Source organism: Rhodopseudomonas parapalustris (genome assembly GCF_053772255.1).
The window spans coordinates 105758-125369 of sequence record NZ_JAMKBZ010000001.1 but is presented as its reverse complement, the minus strand read 5'-3'; the positions used below and the strand labels follow the sequence as shown (position 1 = coordinate 125369).

The window sequence follows — 19612 nt, the reverse complement described above, 5'->3', positions numbered from 1 at the left end:
TCAGCGTCGGCTCCGTGCGGCGATGGGTTTCGCCTCCGGCTCAACCCATCCTACGAGCCGTGCCGGGACGCACCGTCCTCTCGTTCGTGATTCCGGGATGCGCCCGAAAGGCGCAGGCCCGGAATCCATAACCTCTGCGCTATCGTCCTGATAGCAGCCTTCCGCCGATGTACCTCACTGCCGCTGCTGCGGCGTATGGATTCCGGGCTCGCCGCTGCGCGGCGCCCCGGAAGGACGTGGTGAGGGTGTGCTGATAACTGCTGGATTCCGGGTTTGTGGACGTTCGTTCGCGCCCCGAAATGACAGTTGTGTGGAGCCCCGCGCTTACTTGTATTCGCGCTCGTCCCACCATGGGAAGTAGGGCGGCATGTCGGCCGACACCTTGTTCTTGAACTGCGCCGGGCGCTTTTCCAGGAACGAGGAGACGCCTTCCTTGACGTCGTCGGAGCGACCGCGTTCGTAGATGCCGCGGCTGTCGATCTTGTGGGCTTCCATCGGATCGTCCGCGCCCAGCATCCGCCACATCATCTGCCGGATCAGCGCCACCGACACCGGCGCGGTCTTGGCGGCGATTTCCTTGGCGAGCGTACGCGCGGTCTCGAGCAACTGATCCGCCGGGACAACGCGGCTCACCAGCTTGCCGTCGAGTGCTTCCTGCGCCGGGAACACGCGCCCGGTGTAGCACCACTCCAGCGCCTGGGCGATGCCGACGATGCGCGGCAGGAACCAGCTCGACGCCGCTTCGGGCACGATGCCACGCTGCGAGAACACGAAGCCGAACCGCGCCGCTTCCGACGCGATGCGAATGTCCATCGCCAGCTGCATGGTGACGCCGATGCCGACCGCCGGGCCATTCACTGCGGCGATCACCGGCTTCAGGCACTTGAAGATGCGCAGCGTCACCTGACCGCCGCCGTCACGCACCTGCGGGTCGGAGTAGTCGGTCGAGCCGTCGGCGTTGCGGCGCACCGGGCCACGGCGGGCGTCGCGGTCGAAGGTGTCGGCGCCGGAGGATAGATCCGCGCCGGCGCAGAACGCGCGGCCTTCACCGGTGACGATGATGGCGCGCACGTTGTCGTCGGCATCGGCCTTGTCGAACGCCTCGATCAGCTCGCGCTGCATCGTCGGCGTGAACGAGTTCAGCTTGTCCGGCCGGTTCAGCGTGATGGTGAGGATTTGATCGGCGACCTCGTATTTGATGGTCTCGAACGGCATCTGGTTTCCTCCAGCGTGTTTTTTGTTTGTACGACGTCATGCGCGGGCTCGACCCGCGCATCCATCCTTATGAAGGAGATGGATGCGCGGGTCGAGCCCGCGCATGACGCCTTGTAGGATGGGTTGAGCGCAGCGAAACCCATCGCGAGGTCGGACGTGTGGCTGATGGGTTTCGCTGCGCTCAACCCATCCTACGCGTTCGTCACCGTGGCGCCACCGGCCACGGCTGCTGTTCGCCGCGAAGTCCCTCGAACGCCTTCGCCATCCGCAGCACGCCGAGATCGTCGAAGCGCTTGCCGACGATCTGCACGCCGATCGGAAAGCCCTTGGCGCTGTAGCCGGCGTTGATCGAGGCCGCGGGATTCTCCGCCATATTCCAGGGCACGGTATAGAGGATGTGGTCGAACGGAATATCCGGATCGTCGAGCGGCGAAGGCAAGTCGGCGGCGAAGCTCACCACCGGCGCCACCGGCGAGATCAGGTAGTCGATGTTGGCGAACAGCTTCGCGCCCATCGCGCGCACCGCCATGGTCTGGTTGAAGCCGCGCACCACCTCGACGCCGGACAGATTTGCGCCGCCCTCGGCCCAGCGCACGATGTAGGGCAGCACCTGCGCGCGCTGCGCCTCGCTGAGCTTGCTGACGTCGTCCCACATCCGGGCTCGCCAGAACGCGTCGAGCCCGTCCATCATCTCGCGGGTGAAGCCGAGCTCGACCTCCTCGACGATCGCTCCCTGCGCCGCCAGCAGCCGCGCAGCGTCGGTGACGACGCGGCGGACGTCGTCCTCCAGCGCCATGCCGAAGCCGAGATCGGTGAGCAGGCCGATTTTCTTGCCGCGCAATTCGGTGTCGAGATCGCTCCAGTCGAAATCGTGCGGCGGCAGGCTCATGCCGTCGCGGCCGTCGGGCTGCGACAGCACGCTCATCATCAGCGCCGCGTCGTCGACGGTGCGGGTCATCGGTCCGGCACAGCGGCCGACATAGGGCGGGTCGATCGGTATGCGGCCGAGCGAGGGTTTCAGCGCGAAGATGCCGCACCAGTTCGCCGGCAGTCGCACCGAGCCGCCGATGTCGGTGCCGAGATGCAACGGGCCGTAGCCGGCCGCGCCCGCGGCGCCCGCACCGGCGGACGAGCCGCCGGTGTTCTGCGACACGTCCCACGGATTGCGGGTGACGCCGTGAAAGCTGGAGAGACCCGACGACAGCATGCCGAAATCCGGCATCGTCGTTTTGGTCCAGAGAATGCCGCCGGCCTCGCGCAGCCGCGCCGCGGGCGGTGCATCGGCTGCTGCCGGCGTCAGCGGCGTGATCGGTACGCCGAGCGGCACCGGCGTGCCTTGCGTCGCCACGTTTTCCTTGACGGTCACCGGCACGCCGTCGAGCAGGCCTTGCGGCTCGCCCTTCGCCCAGCGCTCGGTCGAGGCCCGCGCGGCGCGGCGCGCGCCGTCGGGATCGAACGCGTACAGCGCGTTGAGATGCGGCTCCCAGCGCTCTGCCTGGGCGATCACCTCGTCCATCACTTCGGCGGGCGAGAACTGCTTGCCGTAGTAACCGGCGAGCAGCTCGGTGGCGGAGAGATCGTGCAGCGCGGTCGCTTTGGTGGTGATGCCATCAGACATGGGCGGTCACCTCGGCGGCTACCGGCAGGCGCGTTTCGACGATCCGCGCGAACATGCTGGCGCCGATCGGCAGGATCTTGTCGTCGAGCACATAGCCGGGATTGTGCACCGGCACGTCGCCGTCATGGCCGACCCAGAAATACGCGCCGGGGATCGCCTGCAGCATGTCGGCGAAATCCTCGCTGCCCATCTTCGGCTGCTCGCGCAGCTTGACGCCTGCGTCGCCGACCACGCCGCGTGCCACCTCCACGACGACGTCGCTCTGCTCCTGCTGATTCACCAGCACGCTGAAGATGTCGCGGATGTCGACGTGGATTTCGACGTCGAACGCCGCCGCGATGCCGGCCGCGAGCGCCCGCATCCGCGTCCGCACCAGCTTGCGGATGTCGTCGGAGAAGCAGCGCACCGTGCCGGCGAGCCGGGCTTCGCCGGGGATCACGTTGTAGGCCGAGCCGGAGTGGATCTGGGTGATCGACAGCACCGCGGAGTGCAGCGGGTCGACGTTGCGGCTGACGATGGTCTGCAGCGCCTGGCCGAGCGTCATCGCGATCACCACGGGGTCCTTGGAGCGCTCGGGCATCGCGCCGTGGGCGCCGTAGCCGGAGATGGTGATGTCGAAGAAGTCGGCGCCGGCCATCGCCGGTCCCGGCAGCACCGCGATCTCGCCATGGGCGAGGTCGGGGGCGTTGTGCAGGCCGTATAGCTCGTCGCACGGGAATTTCTGAAACAGCCCGTCCTTCAACATCGCGCGCGCGCCGCCGAGGCCTTCTTCGGCCGGCTGGAAGATGAAGTGCACGGTACCGTCGAAATTGCGGGTCTCGGCGAGATAGCGGGCGGTGCCGAGCAACATGGTGGTGTGGCCGTCATGGCCGCAGCCGTGGAAGCGGCCGGGGATCGTGGAGCGCCACGCCAGATTGGTGTGCTCCTCCATCGGCAGCGCATCCATGTCGGCGCGCAGCCCGATGCGCCGCCCGCCGTTGCCCTTGCCCTTCAGCACGCCGACGACACCGGTGCCGCCGAGCCCGCGATGCACTTCGATCCCCCATTGATCGAGCTTCTCGGCGACGATGTTGGAGGTGCGAACCTCCTCGAAGCCGATCTCGGGATGGGCGTGCAGATCGCGGCGGATCGCCGTCATCTCGTCGGCGAAGGCTTCGATACGGTCGATAGTCGGCATGCGCGGATCACCTCGGCTGTGGGCGGGTTCAGTGAGACGTTTCGGGCGGCCTGCATGCAAGGAACGGGCAACAGCGGGGCAGGGCAGAGGAGAGAAGCGGAATCGGCACCGGCTCGAGAGAGATCGCCGCGCCCGACGCCGCAGGCGCCGAGCGCATTCCAGCCGAGAATGCGGGGCGATGTCAAAGCGCGCGGCCGGCGAAGCCGCAGCATCGCTGCAACCCCGCTTTGCGTTGCGCCGCAGGGTCGATTATGAATGCGGCGCACTGGCGCGGAAACCGGCACCGTCACGGCCGCCGAGCCGGATGGCCACCGCCGTTGCCGCCACCTTGAAGGCGGCATCGCGGTCCGGGATGCGGGCGTGGCGAAATTGGTAGACGCAAGGGACTTAAAATCCCTCGGCTCGAAAGAGCTGTGCCGGTTCGACCCCGGCCGCCCGCACCAGCTGCCACCTGCAGTCCCGACAGATTTGTGATGCGATCGTCTTGGCTTCGAAGACGACATTGCTGACAACTGGCAAGACGCGCGGCTTTGTGATCGCGGGCAGCCGATTCAGAAAGAGTAGCGCCGTCGAAGCTATCGAATACTCTCCCGAGATGAGGGGGGCGAGGCTGTGGCTAAGAGTGAGACGAGCGGCCCATAGGAGTACCGCAATGCCATCATCAAGCCGTACAGCAGAACGTAGCTATCGATAGAGGGTGCCGTCGCCGTTGATGATCGCTATTCCAGCAGGACGCCCCTGAAGAATGAACTGGATCAGCGCAATTTGCCGAAGTCGGTCGATGACAATATCGAACTGTCGCCGTCTTTTCGGTCATGAGCCCAGCTCATACCGACTGCCGCGCGGCAACAACTATCCGATCCGCTTCACCATATGCACCACCCGTGCCCCGTTGTCCCGCGTCTCCAGCCGCTCCTGCGCGTAGCCGAGCGAGAAGTAGAGACGGATGTTCTCTTCGAACCGTTCGTTGGTGTAGAGCCGCAGTGTCGTTCGGCCCGCTGCTGTGGCGATTTGTTCAGCGAGGGCCATCAGGCGGCGGCCGTGGCCGCGTTTCTGGGCGTCGGGCGAGACTGCGACGTTGACAATCAGGAGGTTGTCGTCGCGGAGCTCGGTTTCAATCAGCGCGGCGAGGGCGCCGTCCGCTTCCAGCAGGTCGAAGCGATGTTCGCGGATCGCGACCGCGTAGTCGGCGAGCATCGGAAGCGGTTCGTAGCCGATCAGCGCCAGCCATTTGCTATAGGCGCGCATCGTCAGATCGGCGATTGCCTCGACGTCGGCGGGCGTGCCGCGCCGGATCAGGTCGGCCATGCGATGCCTCTTGTTGGGAGCGGGTTCACCCTGCTTCGCCGCGTACTCCGCCGGTCCGAATACACGATCCAGCACCGGCAGGATCGAGGTGTCGTCTTCGGCGCTTATGTCTTTCCCTGCGGCGAAGTGCCTGTCGCTGTCGCGCGGCACAGGCGTTGAAGCATCGCCGTGCTGGATCCTGGTCCGCCGGTCGGACAGCAAGCGCGACCAGTAGTGATCGAGGTGGATCAGGTCAAGCAACCGCCGGTCGCCCTGCAACCGGCGAGCCATGGTGTCGATGATGTCCATCCGCTGATGCTGGCGGGCGGCGGTTTCAGTGTCCTCGTCCGATCGCGATCTGATAGACTCCGATCACCACCTCGAATGCAATCAGCAACACCACGATCAATTCGAGGCGCAGCGCGCGGCGCGTGTCGATGATGTCGGCCAGCGTCGCAGCGGTCTCGGAGATCACCGCGAGCTTGCGGTTCAACGTCTCGACCCGCTCACGCAGTTCGTACTCGTCCTCGAGCCGGGCGTAGAGCCGCTCCAGATCGGGGCGGTCCCACAGGGCGTCGGGTTTCTCGGTGATCGCGACGCGGCCGGATACGCGGTGCTGGACCAGGAGCGCCTTCCCGATCAGCCGCATCATCTCGGTGCGACTGCGCTTGGTGCGGCCGTAGTCGGACAGCTCCTTGGCGAACGGTTCGATGACTTCGAACACTTTGGCGGCTTCGCGCTCGTCATGTGCGAGCACGACACTCTTGGCGAGCGCGTCGGCGATCACCAGCAGCCGCTCGGGCGACAATTGCCGGAGTTGAATAGGGCCGCCGGCGGGGACCTGGTCCTCGCCGTCGACGGCGATCTCGACCGTTGCGGTTTCCTCATCGACGCTATCGAACAAGCCGCCGATCCGTGGCCGCAGCCGATCGAGAAACTCCTTCTCTTCGCTTGCCGTCAGTCCGATCAGCACCACCACGCCGTAACGAAACAGCACCGCAATCCCCGATGCGCCGCCGCGGATCGCCAGCGGGACTGAGGAAAGTGCGTGTTGTTCGAACGCCGCAGTATTGATTCTCTCGCCGGGATACATGGCGTGAGCGTCGACTTTGGCGCCCATTGTTTCGGCGGGAAATGTCGGTTTGGTCGGCATGCTCTGTATCCAGAAGTGCTCGCTCGAGGTGCGAGGCAAGTCTATCGCATCCGATCATGTATTGGGGATGTCCGAGGCAGGTGGCCCGGTTCGCATCAGACCCGTTCGCTGTCCTCCGCCGGCCCGAATATCCGATCCAGCACCGGCAGGATCGATGCGTCGTCTTCGGCGTTCATGTCCTTCTCGGCGGCGAAGTGCCAGTCGCTGTCACGCGGCACCGGCGTCGAGGCGTCGCCGCGCTGGATCTTGGTCTGCAGGTCGGACAGCGAGCGCGACCAGTAATGATTGAGGCGGAGTAGGTCGAGCACCGGGCGGTCGCCCTGGAATGGGCGGCCCACCGTGTCGATGGTTTCGCCCCGCCAGTATTTGTAGAGATGCACGTTGCGGATGGCGCGAATCCAGCGCGGGTTGGCGATAGTCTTGGCCGAGATCTTCGACAGCGGTGAGCGCTTGGTGAAGGCGCGGCTGATCGGCACCGGCGGCCGCTGCTCGTGACCGGCCGAGCCGAAATAGGGTGAGAACACCCCGACGGCGGGCGCGCCGTCGAAACGGCCGAGCACGTCGGTGACCTTGCCCGCCACGGGGGAGAACAGAAACTCGTCGATGTCGATGAACGCCATCCATTTGGCGTCCAGCATGTGATGCTTGATGCAGTGGCGATACGCCGGCAACTGCCCGACCTCGACAGGCCAGTCGGTCAACGTCACCAGCCCGCGCGCGATCCACGGCGCCAGCACGTCGCGGAAGTGATCGGTGCTGAAATTGTTGTAGAGATAGAAGTGGCCGACGCCGACCGCCTCGTGGAAGCGCAGCCACTCGTCGAGGAACGGTGCCTCTTCGCGGAAGATCGCCACCACGGCCAGCGTCGGCACGTCGCGCTGCGCGACGATGCGGTCGCGTGCTCGCGCCCGCCACACCCAGGGGGCACGCAGCATTTGCTTCAATCCCGACACGGGTCGCTCCTTGGAAAGTCAGATCGATTGCGGCGCAACCCTGTTCCAAACCTGCGGATTTGGCAAGGCGAGCGATGCGCCGCGGAACGCGCGGTTACTTCACCAGCGTCACGGGTAGTTTGGTCAGGTGGACCACCTTGTTGGCGACCGAGCCGAGTACCAGGTTGCCGATCGCGCTACGTCCGCGAGTGCCCATCACGATGCCGCTGCAGTTCAGCTCTTCGGCGCGCTTGACGATGCGTTGCGCAGTGTCGCCAGTCAGGACTTCCGAAGTGAATGGGATCTTGGCGGCGGTCAGCTTGGTGATCGCCGGTTGCAGGATGTCGTCGCCGTGCTCGCGCTGCAATTCCTCCATCTTGTCCTTGGAGACGTAGACCGCGATCTCGCCGTACAGCGCCGGCTCGGGGTGAGCGTACACCAGCACCAGCTCGATCGGGACGTTGTCGTTCACCAGACCGATCACCCAATCCAGCGCGCGGCCGGCATTGGCGGAGCCGTCATAGGGAAGAAGGATCTTCTGCATTGGTGGCGTCCTGCTGGTGGAGGCTCGCTGCCGGCCACACTGCGGTCATCACAGCCTGATTTGACCCAAACCTCAACCTGGTTCACACAGCCGGTCACCATGACGCCGCAACGCCCGTCCGATTCCGCCGTAGCCCGCAATGCTGCCGCCGCCGCTCTGATCGCCGCCGCGCTCGGCCTGTCCGGCTGCGCCGGAATGGGCGACAGCGCGTTCTCGCAGGCGTTCGTCGATCCGGCCAAATACGAGCTGTTCGACTGCAAACAGCTCGAAGTGGAGCGCAAATCGCTCGATGACCGGCTCGCCAAGCTGGACGGCCTGATGCGCAAGGCCCAGACCGGCGTCGCCGGGCCGGTGGTGGCCGAGGTCGCTTACCGCAACGACTACATCAACCTGAAAGCGCAATCGCGGCTGGCCGAACAGACCTGGCGCGACAATCGCTGCACCGCGACGCCGGAGCCGCCGCCGGCTGCCGAGCCGGCCGCCGGCAAGCGGGCAAGGCGCGGGTCGCGCTGATCCCGCCGCAGTCCGTCAAGGCCAAGCAGCCGTTGGGCGCCTCACGGGCGCCAGTCGTAAATCCAGTTCTGCCGCGCCAGCAGCCGGTCCGGCCCGAGCGTCCGCATCGCGACGTCGCGAGCCAGCGCCGCGGCGCCGGGCAGATGGTAGATCAAGCCGTTCTGCCGGGCGAGCCGCTGCACCTGCTTGACCCGGGGGCGGCGCAGCGCCGCATAGCGCTGCAGTGTCGCCACGACCTCGGCGGCGGTGCCGCGGCCTTCGCCATGGCTTGCGCCGAGGCCGGCCGCCAGCACCGCGGCATCCTCGATCGCCATGCCGGCGCCCTGTGCGGCGAACGGCAGCATACCGTGGGAGGCGTCCCCTAGCAGCCCGACCGGTCCCCGGTTCCAGGCACCGCCGTCCGGCATCGCGAACAGCGCCCAGCGCGTCCAGTTCTCGACCGCCCCGATCAGCGCCTGGGCGCCCCCGGCCCAATCAGCGAACTGGGCGATGATCTCGGTCGGCTCCCCCCGCGCGCTCCAGCCGCGCTGGTTCCAGGAGCCGTTGACCACTGCCACGAGATTAATCCGGCGGCCGCCGGAGATCGGATACACCACCAGATGGGCGTCCGGCCCAAGCCAGAGTTGCACCCCGCGCAATTTCTCGCCATCGGGCATCGCCTCGGCCGGGATCGTGCCACGCCAGGCGATCAATCCGGAGAACATCGGCTCGATCTTGGGGAACACTCGGCCGCGCACTGCCGACCAGATGCCGTCGGCGCCGACCAGCGCCAGTGCCTGCTCCTGCGCGCCGCCGGCCGACACCGTGACGCCGTTGGCATGGGGGGCAACGTCGTCGAGCGCACAGCCGAGCCGCAGATCGATCGCGGGATGCGCGGCCACTTGTCCGGCCAGCGCGGCCTGGAGATCGGCTCGGTGCACCACCCAATACGGGGCGCCGGTGCGCGTGGGGACGTTGTTGATCGGCATCCGCACGATGCTGCGGCCGGAGCGGCCGTTGATCGCCGTGACGGCGTCCGGCGTCACGGCACAGGCCTCGAGCCGGGATCTCAGGCCGAGATCGACCAGAACGCGGGAGGCATTGGGAGACAGTTGCAGGCCGGCTCCGACTTCGTCGAGGCGCCCGGTCCGCTCCAGGACGACGACCTGGAATCCCTTGGCGGCCAACGCCAACGCCGCTGTCAGACCGCCGATTCCGGCACCGGCAACGACGATCGTGTGCGAAATCGCCACGTCGCGGTCAGCGTTTGATCAGGCGACCTTGTCTTTCAGCACGCATTCCGGCGGGCGGGCTTCACCCGGCTTCAAATCCTGCGCGTAGCGGTACAGTGTCGAGCAGTACGGGCAGATGATCTCGTTGTCGTTGCCGAGGTCGAGAAACACATGCGGGTGGTCGAACGGAGGAGCGGCGCCCACGCACATAAATTCCCGCGAACCGATTTCGATCGTCGCAACGCCGGCATCGTTCTGGAAGTGGGGAACCACGTGGTCGGACATTCAGCTCACCTTTGCTGACAGCGGAGGGCAACTAACAGTGCGGCGCACCATACCGGGGCCGCTGCCTGATTCCTAGAGCGGCCGCGTAGAGATTACCCGGCGAAATTCGACACAATCCCGTGCTGTGGGAGAAGCCCTTCTTTCGTCTGATCGGTTGTGTCGAAGTGATGACGCACCACATCTACTTGGGAGAAAAACGAGGAACCTGATGCGGCTGCAACTCGGCGTAGCGAAGCTCGGTCTTGCAATCAGCGCGGTGGCGCTGGTGGCCGTGTGGCCGCGCGCCCAGCACGGCGCCGCGATGATGGCCGCCCAGGACGACCCCGCGAAACTATCCGATCTGCAGACCGCCGAAGCATTGCGGCAGGATCGCGGCCTAATCGCACGGCAGACCGAGGCCGCGTTGTCCGCCGGCGATCCGGATCTGGCGCGTAGCTTCGTCGAACTGGCGAACGCCCATCAGGTCGCGCTGCCCGAGGATCTGACCCGGCGGGTCGATGATGCCGTGAAGTCCGAGCAGGCGCCGGCGCAAGTTGCGAGCCGGTTCGCGACCGGATTTGTCACCGGCCAGGGCGACGATCTGGCGGCGCTGTCGGGCACTGTCGCCGGCGACTTGTTCGTGTTCGGCGACGTCCGTGACGTGATCCGCGAGGGCAAGCATCTGGCGACCGGGGAGGCCGCCGATCATCTGGTGCTGGGTCTCGCGGCGGCCGGCATTGCGGTGACTGCGGCGACCTATGTCAGTGTCGGCGCTGCTGCGCCGGCGCGTGCCGGGCTGACGCTGGTGAAGGATGCCCGCAAGGTCGGCCGCATCAGCACTGGCCTTGCCACTTGGGCCGGCCGGTCGGCGCGGGAGATCGTCGATGCGCCGGCGTTGAAACGTGCCGTCGCTGACGCCTCGCTGTTACGTCCGGCTCGGACGATGGAGGCCGTAAAGGCTGCGGTCCGTACCGACAAGGCCGGGGGGCTGATGCGGTTCGCGAAGGATGTCGGCAAGATCGGCGAGAAGGCGGGTACACGCGGCGCGTTCGATGCGTTGAAAGTCGCCGAGAACCCGAAGGATGTCGCGCGGGCCGCGCGGCTCGCGGAAGCCAAGGGCGGTCAGACCCGCGCGATCATCAAGCTGTTCGGCCGCGGCGCGCTGCTGCTCGCGACCGGGGCGTGGAATATCGCATCGTGGATCTTCAGTGCGCTGCTGATGCTGTTCAGTATCGTCACCTCGCTGAAGGCCGGCACCGAGCGCCTGACGCAGCGCTGGCTCGATCGCCGTCGACGCAAACGCGTCAAACGTCTGCACGCGGAAGCCTGCCGCGCGCAACAAGCCGCGAGCGCCGTGTCAGTGGCGGGCACTGTGTCCACCTAGTGCGCCGCTTGCGAAATCACCGGACCTTTGTACGGTCGTTGCCGAAATGGACGCCGCTCGCCTCAAAATCGTCATTGCGAGGCGCGAAGCGACGACGCAATCCAGAAGCGTAGTGCCCTGCATCCCGATCGCTTCGCCAGCCATGACGCAGACGATGCTGATCAGCCGATAACCCCATTCCCGTAACGCTTACCAAGACACTGGACATCTGATGCCGAGCTTCAATCACGCCGGAGTGGACATTGCGTATCTCGACGAAGGCGAGGGAGAGCCGATCGTCCTGATCCACGGCTTCGCCTCGAACAAGAACGTCAATTGGGTATACCCGTCGTGGCTGTCGGAATTGAAGCGTGCCGGCCGGCGGGTGGTCGCGCTCGACAATCGCGGTCACGGCGAGTCGACCAAGCTGTACGATCCTGCGGACTACACGCTCGAAGCGATGGCCGACGACGCGGTGGCGCTGCTGGATCATCTCGGTATCGCGCGTGCCGACGTCATGGGCTATTCGATGGGCGCGCGGATCGGCGCCAATCTCGCGCGATGGCAGTCGTCGCGGGTGCGTTCTGTCGTGCTCGGCGGTCTCGGCATGGGCCTGCTCAGCAACGAGGGACGTCCCGGTGAAAACGTCGCGCGCGCGCTCGAGGCCGACGCGCTCGACGATGTCACAGATCCGGTCGGCCGCACCTTTCGCGCCTTTGCCGACCAGACCCGTTCCGATCGCAAGGCGCTCGCCGCCTGCATGCGCGGGTCGCGTGGACTGATGAGTCGCGAGGACGCCGCGCAGATCGCTGTGCCGGTGCTGATTGCGGTCGGCACCGACGACGACGTCGCGGGTTCTGCACACGAACTCGGCGAGATCATTCCGGGCTCGCAGGTGCTCGATATCCCGCGGCGCGATCACATGCGCGCGGTCGGGGACAGGGTCTACAAGGAAGGTGTTGTCGCATTCCTGGCGCGTCGGCCGTGAGCGCCAGCGCCGCGCTCTTGATTCCGACCGCATTGCGCCCAAGTTGATCTGCAGGCGCACCAGCCAACGGGGCTCGTCGATTTGGGAATATCGACCAGGTTCAATAGGTTAAGGATCTGCCGCGAACCCTTTCGAGGTGCCGCGACAGCGCCGTGTTCGCCGTGCTATAGTTTTGCAGTGACCCGATCGAGAGAGCCGGCATGGTGATGCATCAGATCAATCCGCAGAGTGCGACCGTCACGGCGCTCGATCCGATCTGGGAGCGGGTCCGCAACGAAGCCGAAGACATCGTGCGGCGCGAGCCCGAATTGGCGTCGTTCCTTTTCGCCAGCGTGCTGCACCACGACCGCCTCGAAGACGCGGTGGTGCATCGTGTCGCCGAGCGGCTCGATCACTCGGCGCTGTCCGGCGATCTGATCCGCCAGACCTACGAGGACGCGCTGCGCGACCAGCCGGACATCGGCAATGCGTTTCGCGCTGACATGGTGGCGGTGTTCGATCGCGATCCGGCGACGACGCGCTTCATCGATCCGCTGCTGTACTACAAGGGCTTCCACGCCATTCAGACGCATCGCTTGGCGCATTGGCTGTACGGCAAGGGCCGCAAGGATTTCGCGCTGTATCTGCAGAGCCGTGCTTCCGCGGTGTTCCAGACCGATATCAATCCGGCTGCCAAGATCGGCCGCGGTATTTTCCTAGACCACGCCACCGGTCTGGTGGTCGGCGAAACCGCGGTGATCGAGGACGACGTGTCGATTCTGCACGGCGTCACGCTCGGTGGCACCGGCAAGGAGCACGAGGACCGCCACCCCAAGATCCGCCATGGCGTGATGATCGGCGCTGGCGCCAAGATTCTCGGCAATATCGAAGTCGGCCATTGTGCCCGCATCGCTGCCGGCTCCGTGGTGCTGAAGGCCGTGCCGCACAACATGACCGTGGCCGGCGTTCCGGCGAAGGTGGTGGGCGAGGCCGGCTGCGCCGAACCGTCGCGTACCATGGATCAGATGCTCAACGCGATCGGGCTTTGATCGGTCGGGCCTTGATCGATCGCTATGCCGCCGCGGCGTTTGCGGTTCGCAACTTGCCGCGAGGGGTTGCGGCTGGCGCCGCGAGAAAGTACTGACGGCGACCCCGGCGGTGCCGACCGCGCGATGGACGTGTCGTCTGCGCCGCCGCTCAGTTGAATTGGAGATCACCGTGGACGTTCAGGAAGTCAGAAAACTCGATGCCTATCTCAAGCGGGTATTCGGCAATCCGAAGATCCGCGTGGTGCCGCGGCCGAAGAAGGAAGATTCCGCCGAAGTTTATATCGGCGAGGAGTTCATCGGCGTGCTGTTCGTCGATGACGAGGACGACGATCGCTCGTTCCAATTCCAGATGGCGATCCTCGAAGACGATCTCGCGGACGTCGGCTAAGCAGAAGCGACGCCCTCAGCCGCGTACATGGATCTGCGCGGCGAGCCGCGCGATCGCACTTGCGACCTCGCGCCACTGGTTCAGCCACTGGCGCGGAAACCGGAAGGTGATGTCGGCGCCTTCGATCCGCATTTCGCTGAGACACATTCCCGGTGTCTGGCGGTCGCGGGTGCAGCGTGCCGACAACTCCGGTTGCTCGGCGGTGAATAGATCTTCGCTCGCATAGGGCGAGCCATCGACGAACGGCCGCATCGTCAGCCCGTCCAGCGTCTGCGGCGTGACCTGAGCCAGATAGCGTGGATAGATCGTGCGCAGCCGCGTCTCCGGGGCCAGCGTGTCCTCGTGTGCGGCGATCGTGACGAAGATCCGATCCATCGGTTGGAACTCTGCGATCTCCTCCGCGGTCTTGTGCACCGCGCGCTCCGGCGGCGTCAGTGAAGGATACAGGAAGACGAGATCGACCCGCTCCTGCGGTCCGGACCGGCGCTGGTACTTCACCCGAAACGCCTTGGTCGGCACGTTGAACAGGGTGTCGCCGATCGTCACCGGCGTGCGGTCCGGATCGCCGACGCTTTGCACCTGCCAGGTCGGCCACAATAGATATGCGACGGCCGCGACCGCCGCCGCGCCGATGGCGCCACCGATCATCAGAGGAAGGCGGGAACTGGTCCGCGGGGCGCGACGTCGGCGCTGGCGGCCCGGAAGCGACGATACCAAAGTCATGACGACGCAGATGTCCGGCACACGAATCAGATTCGACTATGCCACGCGCCGAATCAGCACCGAACGGGATTGTGCGGCGCACGGCAGCAATTCTTCCGTCGTGCGTTAACCTTTTCTTAAGGCTATCGTGGCGGCCGGCACTGGATTTTGCGACACCTATGGCCGTACCGATCCGAGCCGGAAGCTGCCGATGTCGCCCGATGCCCTCAACAATCTGTTCTCGCTTCTGATCGGCTTTGCCGTCGCCGGCGCATTGACCAGCGCATATCAGGCGCTGGCGCAACGCCCGGCCGGGTTCGGCCTTTTGCAGCAGGGCGTGGTGCCGCAGAGCTTTGCGGCGCTGCCGTTTCTGATGTTCGCGGCGCCCTTCATCATCATGCGTAACACCCTGACCGGCCCGCGCACCTCCGATCTCCGCCGCGCGCAATTCGTAATGCTGGCGACTGTGCTCGCTGGCTTCTGGAGCCTGATGTCCGGAACGGTGGTGCTGATGGCGCTGCAGACTCTCGGTGTGTTCGCCTGAAAACCATTGCGTCGCCGGCTTCGCGTTGTCATGACGGAGCCGAAGACAGGAGACTGCGATGGCGATCTACGAACTCGACGGGCAGCGGCCCGAGCTTCCGGCGGATGGAAATTACTTCATTGCCGATAGCGCGTCGGTCATCGGCAAGGTCCGGCTCGGCGCTTCGGTGTCGGTCTGGTTCGGTGCTGTGATGCGCGGCGACAACGAGTGGATCGAAATCGGCGAGGGCTCCAACATCCAGGACGGCACCACCTGCCACACCGACCCCGGCTTTCCGCTCAAAGTCGGCAAGGGCTGCACCATCGGGCACAACGTCATCCTGCACGGCTGCACCATCGAAGACAGCGTGCTGATCGGGATGGGCGCGATCGTGATGAACGGCGCCAAATTGGCGCGCGGCTGCGTCGTCGGAGCCGGTGCCGTGGTTACCGAAGGCAAATCGTTCCCGGAGAATTCACTGATCCTCGGCGCGCCCGCCAAAGTCGCGCGAACGCTGACACCGGAACAAGTCCAGGCGATGCTGGCTGGAGCCGGGTTCTACGTCGCCAACGGCCAGCGTTATGCCAAGGTCCTGAAGAAGGTCGGGTGAGCGAGCGCGGGCGCAGCGCTCACGTTCCTTCCGCTTCGCGGGCCTCAATCGCGGTTGCGATCCGCTCGTGGCCGGCGGCCCACAGCGCGTGCTCTTCGCTGCCGTCGTGATACGGGTTCGCCTCGGCAGGAATGTTCTGGCGCGCGGCGCGTTCGCCCAGCATGAACGGGTCCGGATCGGCTGACATCGACTGCTCCTCAATGTTTGCGATGCGGAGCGGTCGCCGCGCTCTTGCGCAGCGCGTCCTTCAAATCGATCGGAACGCCGTGCTTCTTCAGCAGGTCGGCGAAGGCTTCGTCGGCGAGCTCCTGAAGCGTCGCCATCCGATCGCGGCCGAGCTGAGTCAGCTTGTCGAGAGTGTCGTCGTCGAAGCCGATCAGCTTGCGCATCGCGTGGTCTCCGCGACGTCAAGTTCCGACGCGGAAAAACGTTCCGGGAGCGCAACGGCGGAGCTGCGAGGTGAGGTGATTGTTGACCAAGGGCGCGGCCGCGACCGTCGAAGCGTGGAAACCAGCTCGACGCACTGAGTGATGCTCAAAAAGGAAAACCTCCGGCGGGGCATCGCCGGAGGTTCCTTGGAGGTTTACAAGTTTCGTAGGACTTAGAAGGTGCGCTGAACGCGAACCGCGCCCACCACAGTGTCCTGATCCTTGAACTGGTAAACCGCGGCCGGCTTTGTGCCGCCCGGCGACACCGGGGTAGTCGCGTTGGTGAAGCCAGTGTAGTTCTGATCGAGATGCATCCACATCACTTCGCCCGAGAACGTCAGGTTCTTGACCGGGGTCCACGAGGTGCGGGTACCGATCTGAGCGATGCTGAAGTTCGGGTTGCCGGTGAAGGCACCACCAACCCGATTGAACAGCGCGGCGGTATAAAGCGCGCCACCTGTGCTGCCGTAGTCAACGGAAGAATAGGCACCGAAGATCGAGGTCGCCCAGTTCTTGTTCCAGTTGTGGTTGAACGCACCACGGATACCCCAGGCCTTGGTGGTCTCGATGCCGCCGCCATTGACGAACACGCCGTCGACGGCCGTACCGAGGGCTACGCTCTGATAAGCAATGCCGTCGGCGTTGTTGCCGAACATCGAGAAGTAGTTCGGGCTGGTTCCGCCGATCACGTAACGGATCGCGCCGTCGGCGTAGGTGGCGTCGAGGTTGATCGAATCGCCCGGGCCGGTCGGTAGATTCTTGAGTGACAGGCCAGCAAGAACCGCGTAGCCCCACTTATCGCTCGGGTGGCCAGACCATTCGTTGGACGGGTTGTAGTAGCCGGCGCGGATCTGGTGCGCCGCAGCCGACACCTGGAACAGACCCCAGGCTTGGTCGACGCGGATCTTGCCGACGATGTCCGGAATGCTGGTGCCGGCCGCGTAGCTGGTGCCGGTGTAGCTGCCAAGGCCGCCCAGCCAGGACGCCGGAGTGCCGTTGCCGGGCGTAACGTTCAGCACGGAAATGTTGCCGTTCGAATTGCCCTGCGCCCAGCGATAGCTGCTCTGGTCTTCAAGGCTGAACGACGCCGAAACGCCGTTGCCGAATTCGGCAGTGTAGCTCACCTGATTGATGCCGGTCGAGGTGTCGTCGCCGCCGAGCAGGTTCGAGGTGATGTTGCCCGGACCGCCGTGCCACGGGGTCGAGAACGCCGAGACCGCCTTACCGAAGGTGAAGCCGGCAAACTGCACGAACGCGAAATACACGCCAACATTGCCCGCAGCCGTAGTGTCGCTGCCAGTGGTCCAGGTGAACACAGAGTCGAAGTAGGTGCGGACCACGCCGTATTCGGTCGCCGTGCGGGTGTCGATGTTCAGGTCGGCGCGCGAACGATAGATGGTGTTGTTCGACAGCCGGTTGCCCTGACCGGCGGGGCCGTTCCACGACGGGGTTTCCGTCATCCCGCCGGCATTGAACGCGTACTCGGCGCGGATGTAGCCGCCGAGCTTGATGCAGGTGTCGGTGCCCGGGATGTAGTAGAAGCCGGCGCCGTACAGCGAGCAGACCTTCACATACTCGACCGCCTTGGCCTTGAGCGGAAGATCGGCCGCCTGCGCACCAGCGGTGGCGACGAGAAGCGCCGCACCACCGAGCATAAGGCTCTTCGCAAAATTCATCGTAAACCTCCAAGTTTGCCTAGAAGGGCATGCCGACCGGTGCTGAGCGCCGGAAATGGCCCGCCCGTGAACCCGACTGTCCGTTGCCTTGGCGCCGGACAGCTTTGAGCCGGGACGACTTCGAGGTTGCCCCCCTCCGTCAGGGAACTAGATACATAACAAAAATAGCTAACGAAAGGATCGAACGATGATGCGTCGCGTCATCGGCCGAAGCTGTGGTATTGCAGCAACAGAGCGTCATGATTCTGTCATGACCAAATTCCGTGTGTCGGACTTGCTCGACGCCGCTACGGCTCGGGTCGGAAAACGGCGACAGGTTTGAATCCAATGAGCTTTCCGGCCGCCGGAAGACCTATTCGAGACGTTTGCGATGAACAACGGTACGACAGGAACAGAAATTGGTACCTTTGGTCCCAGCTCAGGATTGCGTACATAGCGCAGTCCCGGCTGCGCCGCGATTTCGGGTTCGTCCGAGTCGACAAACAACAAAAGACTGTTCGGGCATGATTCGGAGGGCGCGGCATGCCGCATCGGAGCAGGGAGCAGCGTCACGGCGAGCCCGCTGGGCGGGCGTCGGCAGTGCCATCGTCATCTCAGGAGGCTGAGGCTGCCGAGCCGTTCGAATCTCTGCAGCCCTGTGCGCATCGGGATTTCGGGCTATCTTACCAGGTGATCTGGGATTTCGTCTCGATCAGCAACAATCTCGAGGACATGCGACGGGCGTGGGCCAAGCTGTTCGGGATCAGCGGCTCGCAATGGCTGATTCTGATGGCGATCGCCGATCTCGATCAGGGCAATGGAGTTTCGGTCGGCGAGGTGTCGCAGAAGATCCACGCGGTCTCGACCTTCGTGACCACCCAAACCAAGATCCTGGAGCGGCTCGGGCTGCTCAATCGCGTGCCCTCGACCGCGGATGCCCGCGTCGTGCTGATGTCGCTGTCCTGTGAGGCGCGGGCCAAGATCGAACGTCTTTCGCCGCGCTGGGAAGCGTTGCACGAATACATCTTCAGCGACTTCGACGCCGAGGCGCTCAACGACGTCAAAGCCAAGCTCGAGCGGCTGAAGCACCGCACCAAGCAGGCGATGCAGCGCGTGGTCGACGAGTCCTGAGCCAGCCTTTCGCGCCGCTTTCTCAGGTCCCCCAAAAAGTTGTGGCCAGCCTTGGGGGAGGCTGGCCACGCACGATCCGGTCTGGGACGGGGAGGGGTGGGGATTCGACCGGGTCGCGTTTCTCCTGGTGTGTCGTTCGTGGTCAGCGCTGTCTGGCGCTGGCGGTTGCCACTGCCGGACGGCCGTCGCCGAGTGCGACCCAGGTGTTCGGATCGCTCTGAGACTGCCGCTTGACGAAGCGGTAGCCGGTCTCGGTCCAGGCGACGACGTCCTCGTTCTGGTTGTCGAGGATGAATTCGCCCTTGTCGGTCTTCACCGTTAGCACCGCGTGGCCTTCGTTCTTCTTGTCGCGGACCACGGTGATCAGCAGAGCTTCGCGCGGCCAGCCGGCATCGATCAGCATCTTGCGCTTCAGCAGCACGTAGTCTTCGCAATCGCCGTAACCGTCGGTCGGCAACGACCACTTTTCGATCACGCCCCAATGGTCCATGTCGGTCAGCGGTTTGACGTTGTCGTTGACCCAGCGATTGACCTTCAGCAGATCCTGCCAGGCGGTCTGCGTGAGAACGATGTCGCGAGCCTGGCTGCGGCCGCCCCGGCACTCCACCGGATTGTCCGAGCAGAAATCGATCCAACCGATCGGCGCGCGCGCCTCGTCGCCGACGCTGGCGTAGCGAACTCTGTTTTCAGCTTGCGCCGTCGCGGTCAGCGCGACGACGGCGGCGATCACCGCAAGCCCCCGAAATCCCCTGTTGCCCGACATTGTGGCCCCCGTTTTCTTGTTGGGACCATCATTTGCACAGACGATTTGCAGGGCCGCTAAGTCGACTAAGTAAAGTCGAGGCGAATACTCGTAAAACTAGCCGCGAATTCGATCTATAC

The 19612-nt window shown here is 65.0% G+C and carries 22 protein-coding genes and 1 tRNA gene; 9 read left to right on the top strand and 14 right to left on the bottom strand.

Features of this window, described 5'->3' with window-relative positions:
• Nucleotides 1-324: 324 nt before the first annotated feature.
• From M9H71_RS00645 to M9H71_RS00635, 3 genes are all read right to left on the bottom strand, one after another.
• Nucleotides 325-1215 (bottom strand): crotonase/enoyl-CoA hydratase family protein, encoded by an 891-nt coding sequence (locus M9H71_RS00645; RefSeq protein WP_455403196.1) that lies wholly within the window; start codon nt 1213-1215, stop codon nt 325-327.
• 202 nt (nt 1216-1417) lie between these two features.
• Nucleotides 1418-2833, bottom strand: a complete 1416-nt coding sequence (locus M9H71_RS00640) for an amidase (protein WP_455403195.1) — start codon at nt 2831-2833, stop codon at nt 1418-1420.
• Complete coding sequence (locus M9H71_RS00635; protein ID WP_455403194.1) at nt 2826-4010, bottom strand: M20 aminoacylase family protein; 1185 nt, start codon at nt 4008-4010, stop codon at nt 2826-2828. The genes M9H71_RS00640 and M9H71_RS00635 overlap by 8 nt, the downstream gene beginning before the upstream one ends.
• A 354-nt stretch (nt 4011-4364) precedes the next feature.
• Between M9H71_RS00635 and M9H71_RS00630 the strand changes: the two genes are divergently transcribed.
• Nucleotides 4365-4453 (top strand) — tRNA-Leu (locus M9H71_RS00630).
• A gap of 409 nt (nt 4454-4862) precedes the next feature.
• On the opposite strand, the gene M9H71_RS00625 is transcribed toward M9H71_RS00630, so the two are convergent.
• The 4 genes from M9H71_RS00625 to M9H71_RS00610 all read right to left on the bottom strand — a co-directional run bounded on the left by M9H71_RS00625 (nt 4863) and on the right by M9H71_RS00610 (nt 7926).
• Nucleotides 4863-5606 carry a GNAT family N-acetyltransferase gene (locus M9H71_RS00625; protein WP_455403193.1) on the bottom strand — a complete coding sequence of 248 codons (744 nt, stop codon included), beginning with the start codon at nt 5604-5606 and terminating at the stop codon, nt 4863-4865.
• 25 nt (nt 5607-5631) lie between these two features.
• Nucleotides 5632-6450 (bottom strand): RMD1 family protein, encoded by an 819-nt coding sequence (locus tag M9H71_RS00620; protein ID WP_455403192.1) that lies wholly within the window; start codon nt 6448-6450, stop codon nt 5632-5634.
• A gap of 95 nt (nt 6451-6545) precedes the next feature.
• Nucleotides 6546-7385 carry a glycosyltransferase family 92 protein gene (locus tag M9H71_RS00615; protein WP_455403191.1) on the bottom strand — a complete coding sequence of 280 codons (840 nt, stop codon included), beginning with the start codon at nt 7383-7385 and terminating at the stop codon, nt 6546-6548.
• 112 nt (nt 7386-7497) lie between these two features.
• On the bottom strand, nt 7498-7926 hold the full coding sequence (locus M9H71_RS00610; protein ID WP_455403190.1) for a universal stress protein: 429 nt from the start codon (nt 7924-7926) through the stop codon (nt 7498-7500).
• A gap of 99 nt (nt 7927-8025) precedes the next feature.
• Between M9H71_RS00610 and M9H71_RS00605 the strand changes: the two genes are divergently transcribed.
• Nucleotides 8026-8439, top strand: coding sequence for a twin-arginine translocation pathway signal (locus M9H71_RS00605; protein ID WP_455403189.1), 414 nt, complete (start codon nt 8026-8028; stop codon nt 8437-8439).
• Between the two features lie 41 nt (nt 8440-8480).
• Here M9H71_RS00605 and M9H71_RS00600 read toward each other — a convergent pair whose 3' ends face one another.
• Both M9H71_RS00600 and M9H71_RS00595 read right to left on the bottom strand, forming a co-directional pair.
• Entirely contained in the window at nt 8481-9671 is a 1191-nt protein-coding gene (locus tag M9H71_RS00600; RefSeq protein WP_455403188.1) for an FAD-dependent monooxygenase, read from the bottom strand.
• Between the two features lie 18 nt (nt 9672-9689).
• Complete coding sequence (locus M9H71_RS00595) at nt 9690-9935, bottom strand: zinc-finger domain-containing protein (RefSeq protein ID WP_455403187.1); 246 nt, start codon at nt 9933-9935, stop codon at nt 9690-9692.
• A gap of 208 nt (nt 9936-10143) precedes the next feature.
• Here M9H71_RS00595 and M9H71_RS00590 point away from each other — a divergent pair, with 208 nt between their 5' ends.
• The 4 genes from M9H71_RS00590 (at nt 10144) to M9H71_RS00575 (ending at nt 13681) form a co-directional block, all read left to right on the top strand.
• Entirely contained in the window at nt 10144-11298 is a 1155-nt protein-coding gene (locus M9H71_RS00590) for a hypothetical protein (RefSeq protein WP_455403186.1), read from the top strand.
• A 211-nt stretch (nt 11299-11509) separates the two neighbouring features.
• The gene (locus M9H71_RS00585; RefSeq protein ID WP_455403185.1) at nt 11510-12265 is read left to right on the top strand and encodes an alpha/beta fold hydrolase; all 756 of its coding nucleotides are present in this window, start codon (nt 11510-11512) and stop codon (nt 12263-12265) included.
• Nucleotides 12266-12465: 200 nt separating this feature from the next.
• Nucleotides 12466-13293 carry a serine O-acetyltransferase gene (gene cysE / locus M9H71_RS00580; protein ID WP_455403184.1) on the top strand — a complete coding sequence of 276 codons (828 nt, stop codon included), beginning with the start codon at nt 12466-12468 and terminating at the stop codon, nt 13291-13293.
• Nucleotides 13294-13462: 169 nt separating this feature from the next.
• Nucleotides 13463-13681 carry a DUF3126 family protein gene (locus tag M9H71_RS00575; protein WP_455403183.1) on the top strand — a complete coding sequence of 73 codons (219 nt, stop codon included), beginning with the start codon at nt 13463-13465 and terminating at the stop codon, nt 13679-13681.
• 15 nt (nt 13682-13696) lie between these two features.
• On the opposite strand, the gene M9H71_RS00570 is transcribed toward M9H71_RS00575, so the two are convergent.
• Nucleotides 13697-14404: a hypothetical protein gene (locus tag M9H71_RS00570; protein ID WP_455403182.1), complete on the bottom strand. Its 708-nt coding sequence runs from the start codon at nt 14402-14404 to the stop codon at nt 13697-13699.
• A 190-nt stretch (nt 14405-14594) separates the two neighbouring features.
• Between M9H71_RS00570 and M9H71_RS00565 the strand changes: the two genes are divergently transcribed.
• Together M9H71_RS00565 and M9H71_RS00560 are read left to right on the top strand one after the other, a co-directional pair.
• Entirely contained in the window at nt 14595-14927 is a 333-nt protein-coding gene (locus tag M9H71_RS00565; RefSeq protein WP_455403181.1) for a DUF6949 family protein, read from the top strand.
• A gap of 58 nt (nt 14928-14985) precedes the next feature.
• Entirely contained in the window at nt 14986-15516 is a 531-nt protein-coding gene (locus tag M9H71_RS00560; RefSeq protein ID WP_455403180.1) for a gamma carbonic anhydrase family protein, read from the top strand.
• A 19-nt stretch (nt 15517-15535) separates the two neighbouring features.
• Here the strand turns inward: M9H71_RS00560 and M9H71_RS00555 are convergent, their stop codons facing one another.
• The 3 genes from M9H71_RS00555 to M9H71_RS00545 form a co-directional block, all read right to left on the bottom strand.
• On the bottom strand, nt 15536-15703 hold the full coding sequence (locus M9H71_RS00555) for a hypothetical protein (protein WP_455403179.1): 168 nt from the start codon (nt 15701-15703) through the stop codon (nt 15536-15538).
• Between the two features lie 10 nt (nt 15704-15713).
• The gene (locus tag M9H71_RS00550) at nt 15714-15905 is read right to left on the bottom strand and encodes a hypothetical protein (protein WP_455403178.1); all 192 of its coding nucleotides are present in this window, start codon (nt 15903-15905) and stop codon (nt 15714-15716) included.
• 212 nt (nt 15906-16117) lie between these two features.
• The gene (locus tag M9H71_RS00545) at nt 16118-17620 is read right to left on the bottom strand and encodes a porin (RefSeq protein ID WP_455403177.1); all 1503 of its coding nucleotides are present in this window, start codon (nt 17618-17620) and stop codon (nt 16118-16120) included.
• A gap of 579 nt (nt 17621-18199) precedes the next feature.
• Between M9H71_RS00545 and M9H71_RS00540 the strand changes: the two genes are divergently transcribed.
• Nucleotides 18200-18730: a MarR family winged helix-turn-helix transcriptional regulator gene (locus M9H71_RS00540; RefSeq protein WP_455403176.1), complete on the top strand. Its 531-nt coding sequence runs from the start codon at nt 18200-18202 to the stop codon at nt 18728-18730.
• 142 nt (nt 18731-18872) lie between these two features.
• On the opposite strand, the gene M9H71_RS00535 is transcribed toward M9H71_RS00540, so the two are convergent.
• Nucleotides 18873-19493: a transglutaminase-like cysteine peptidase gene (locus M9H71_RS00535; RefSeq protein ID WP_455403175.1), complete on the bottom strand. Its 621-nt coding sequence runs from the start codon at nt 19491-19493 to the stop codon at nt 18873-18875.
• Nucleotides 19494-19612: the final 119 nt, after the last annotated feature.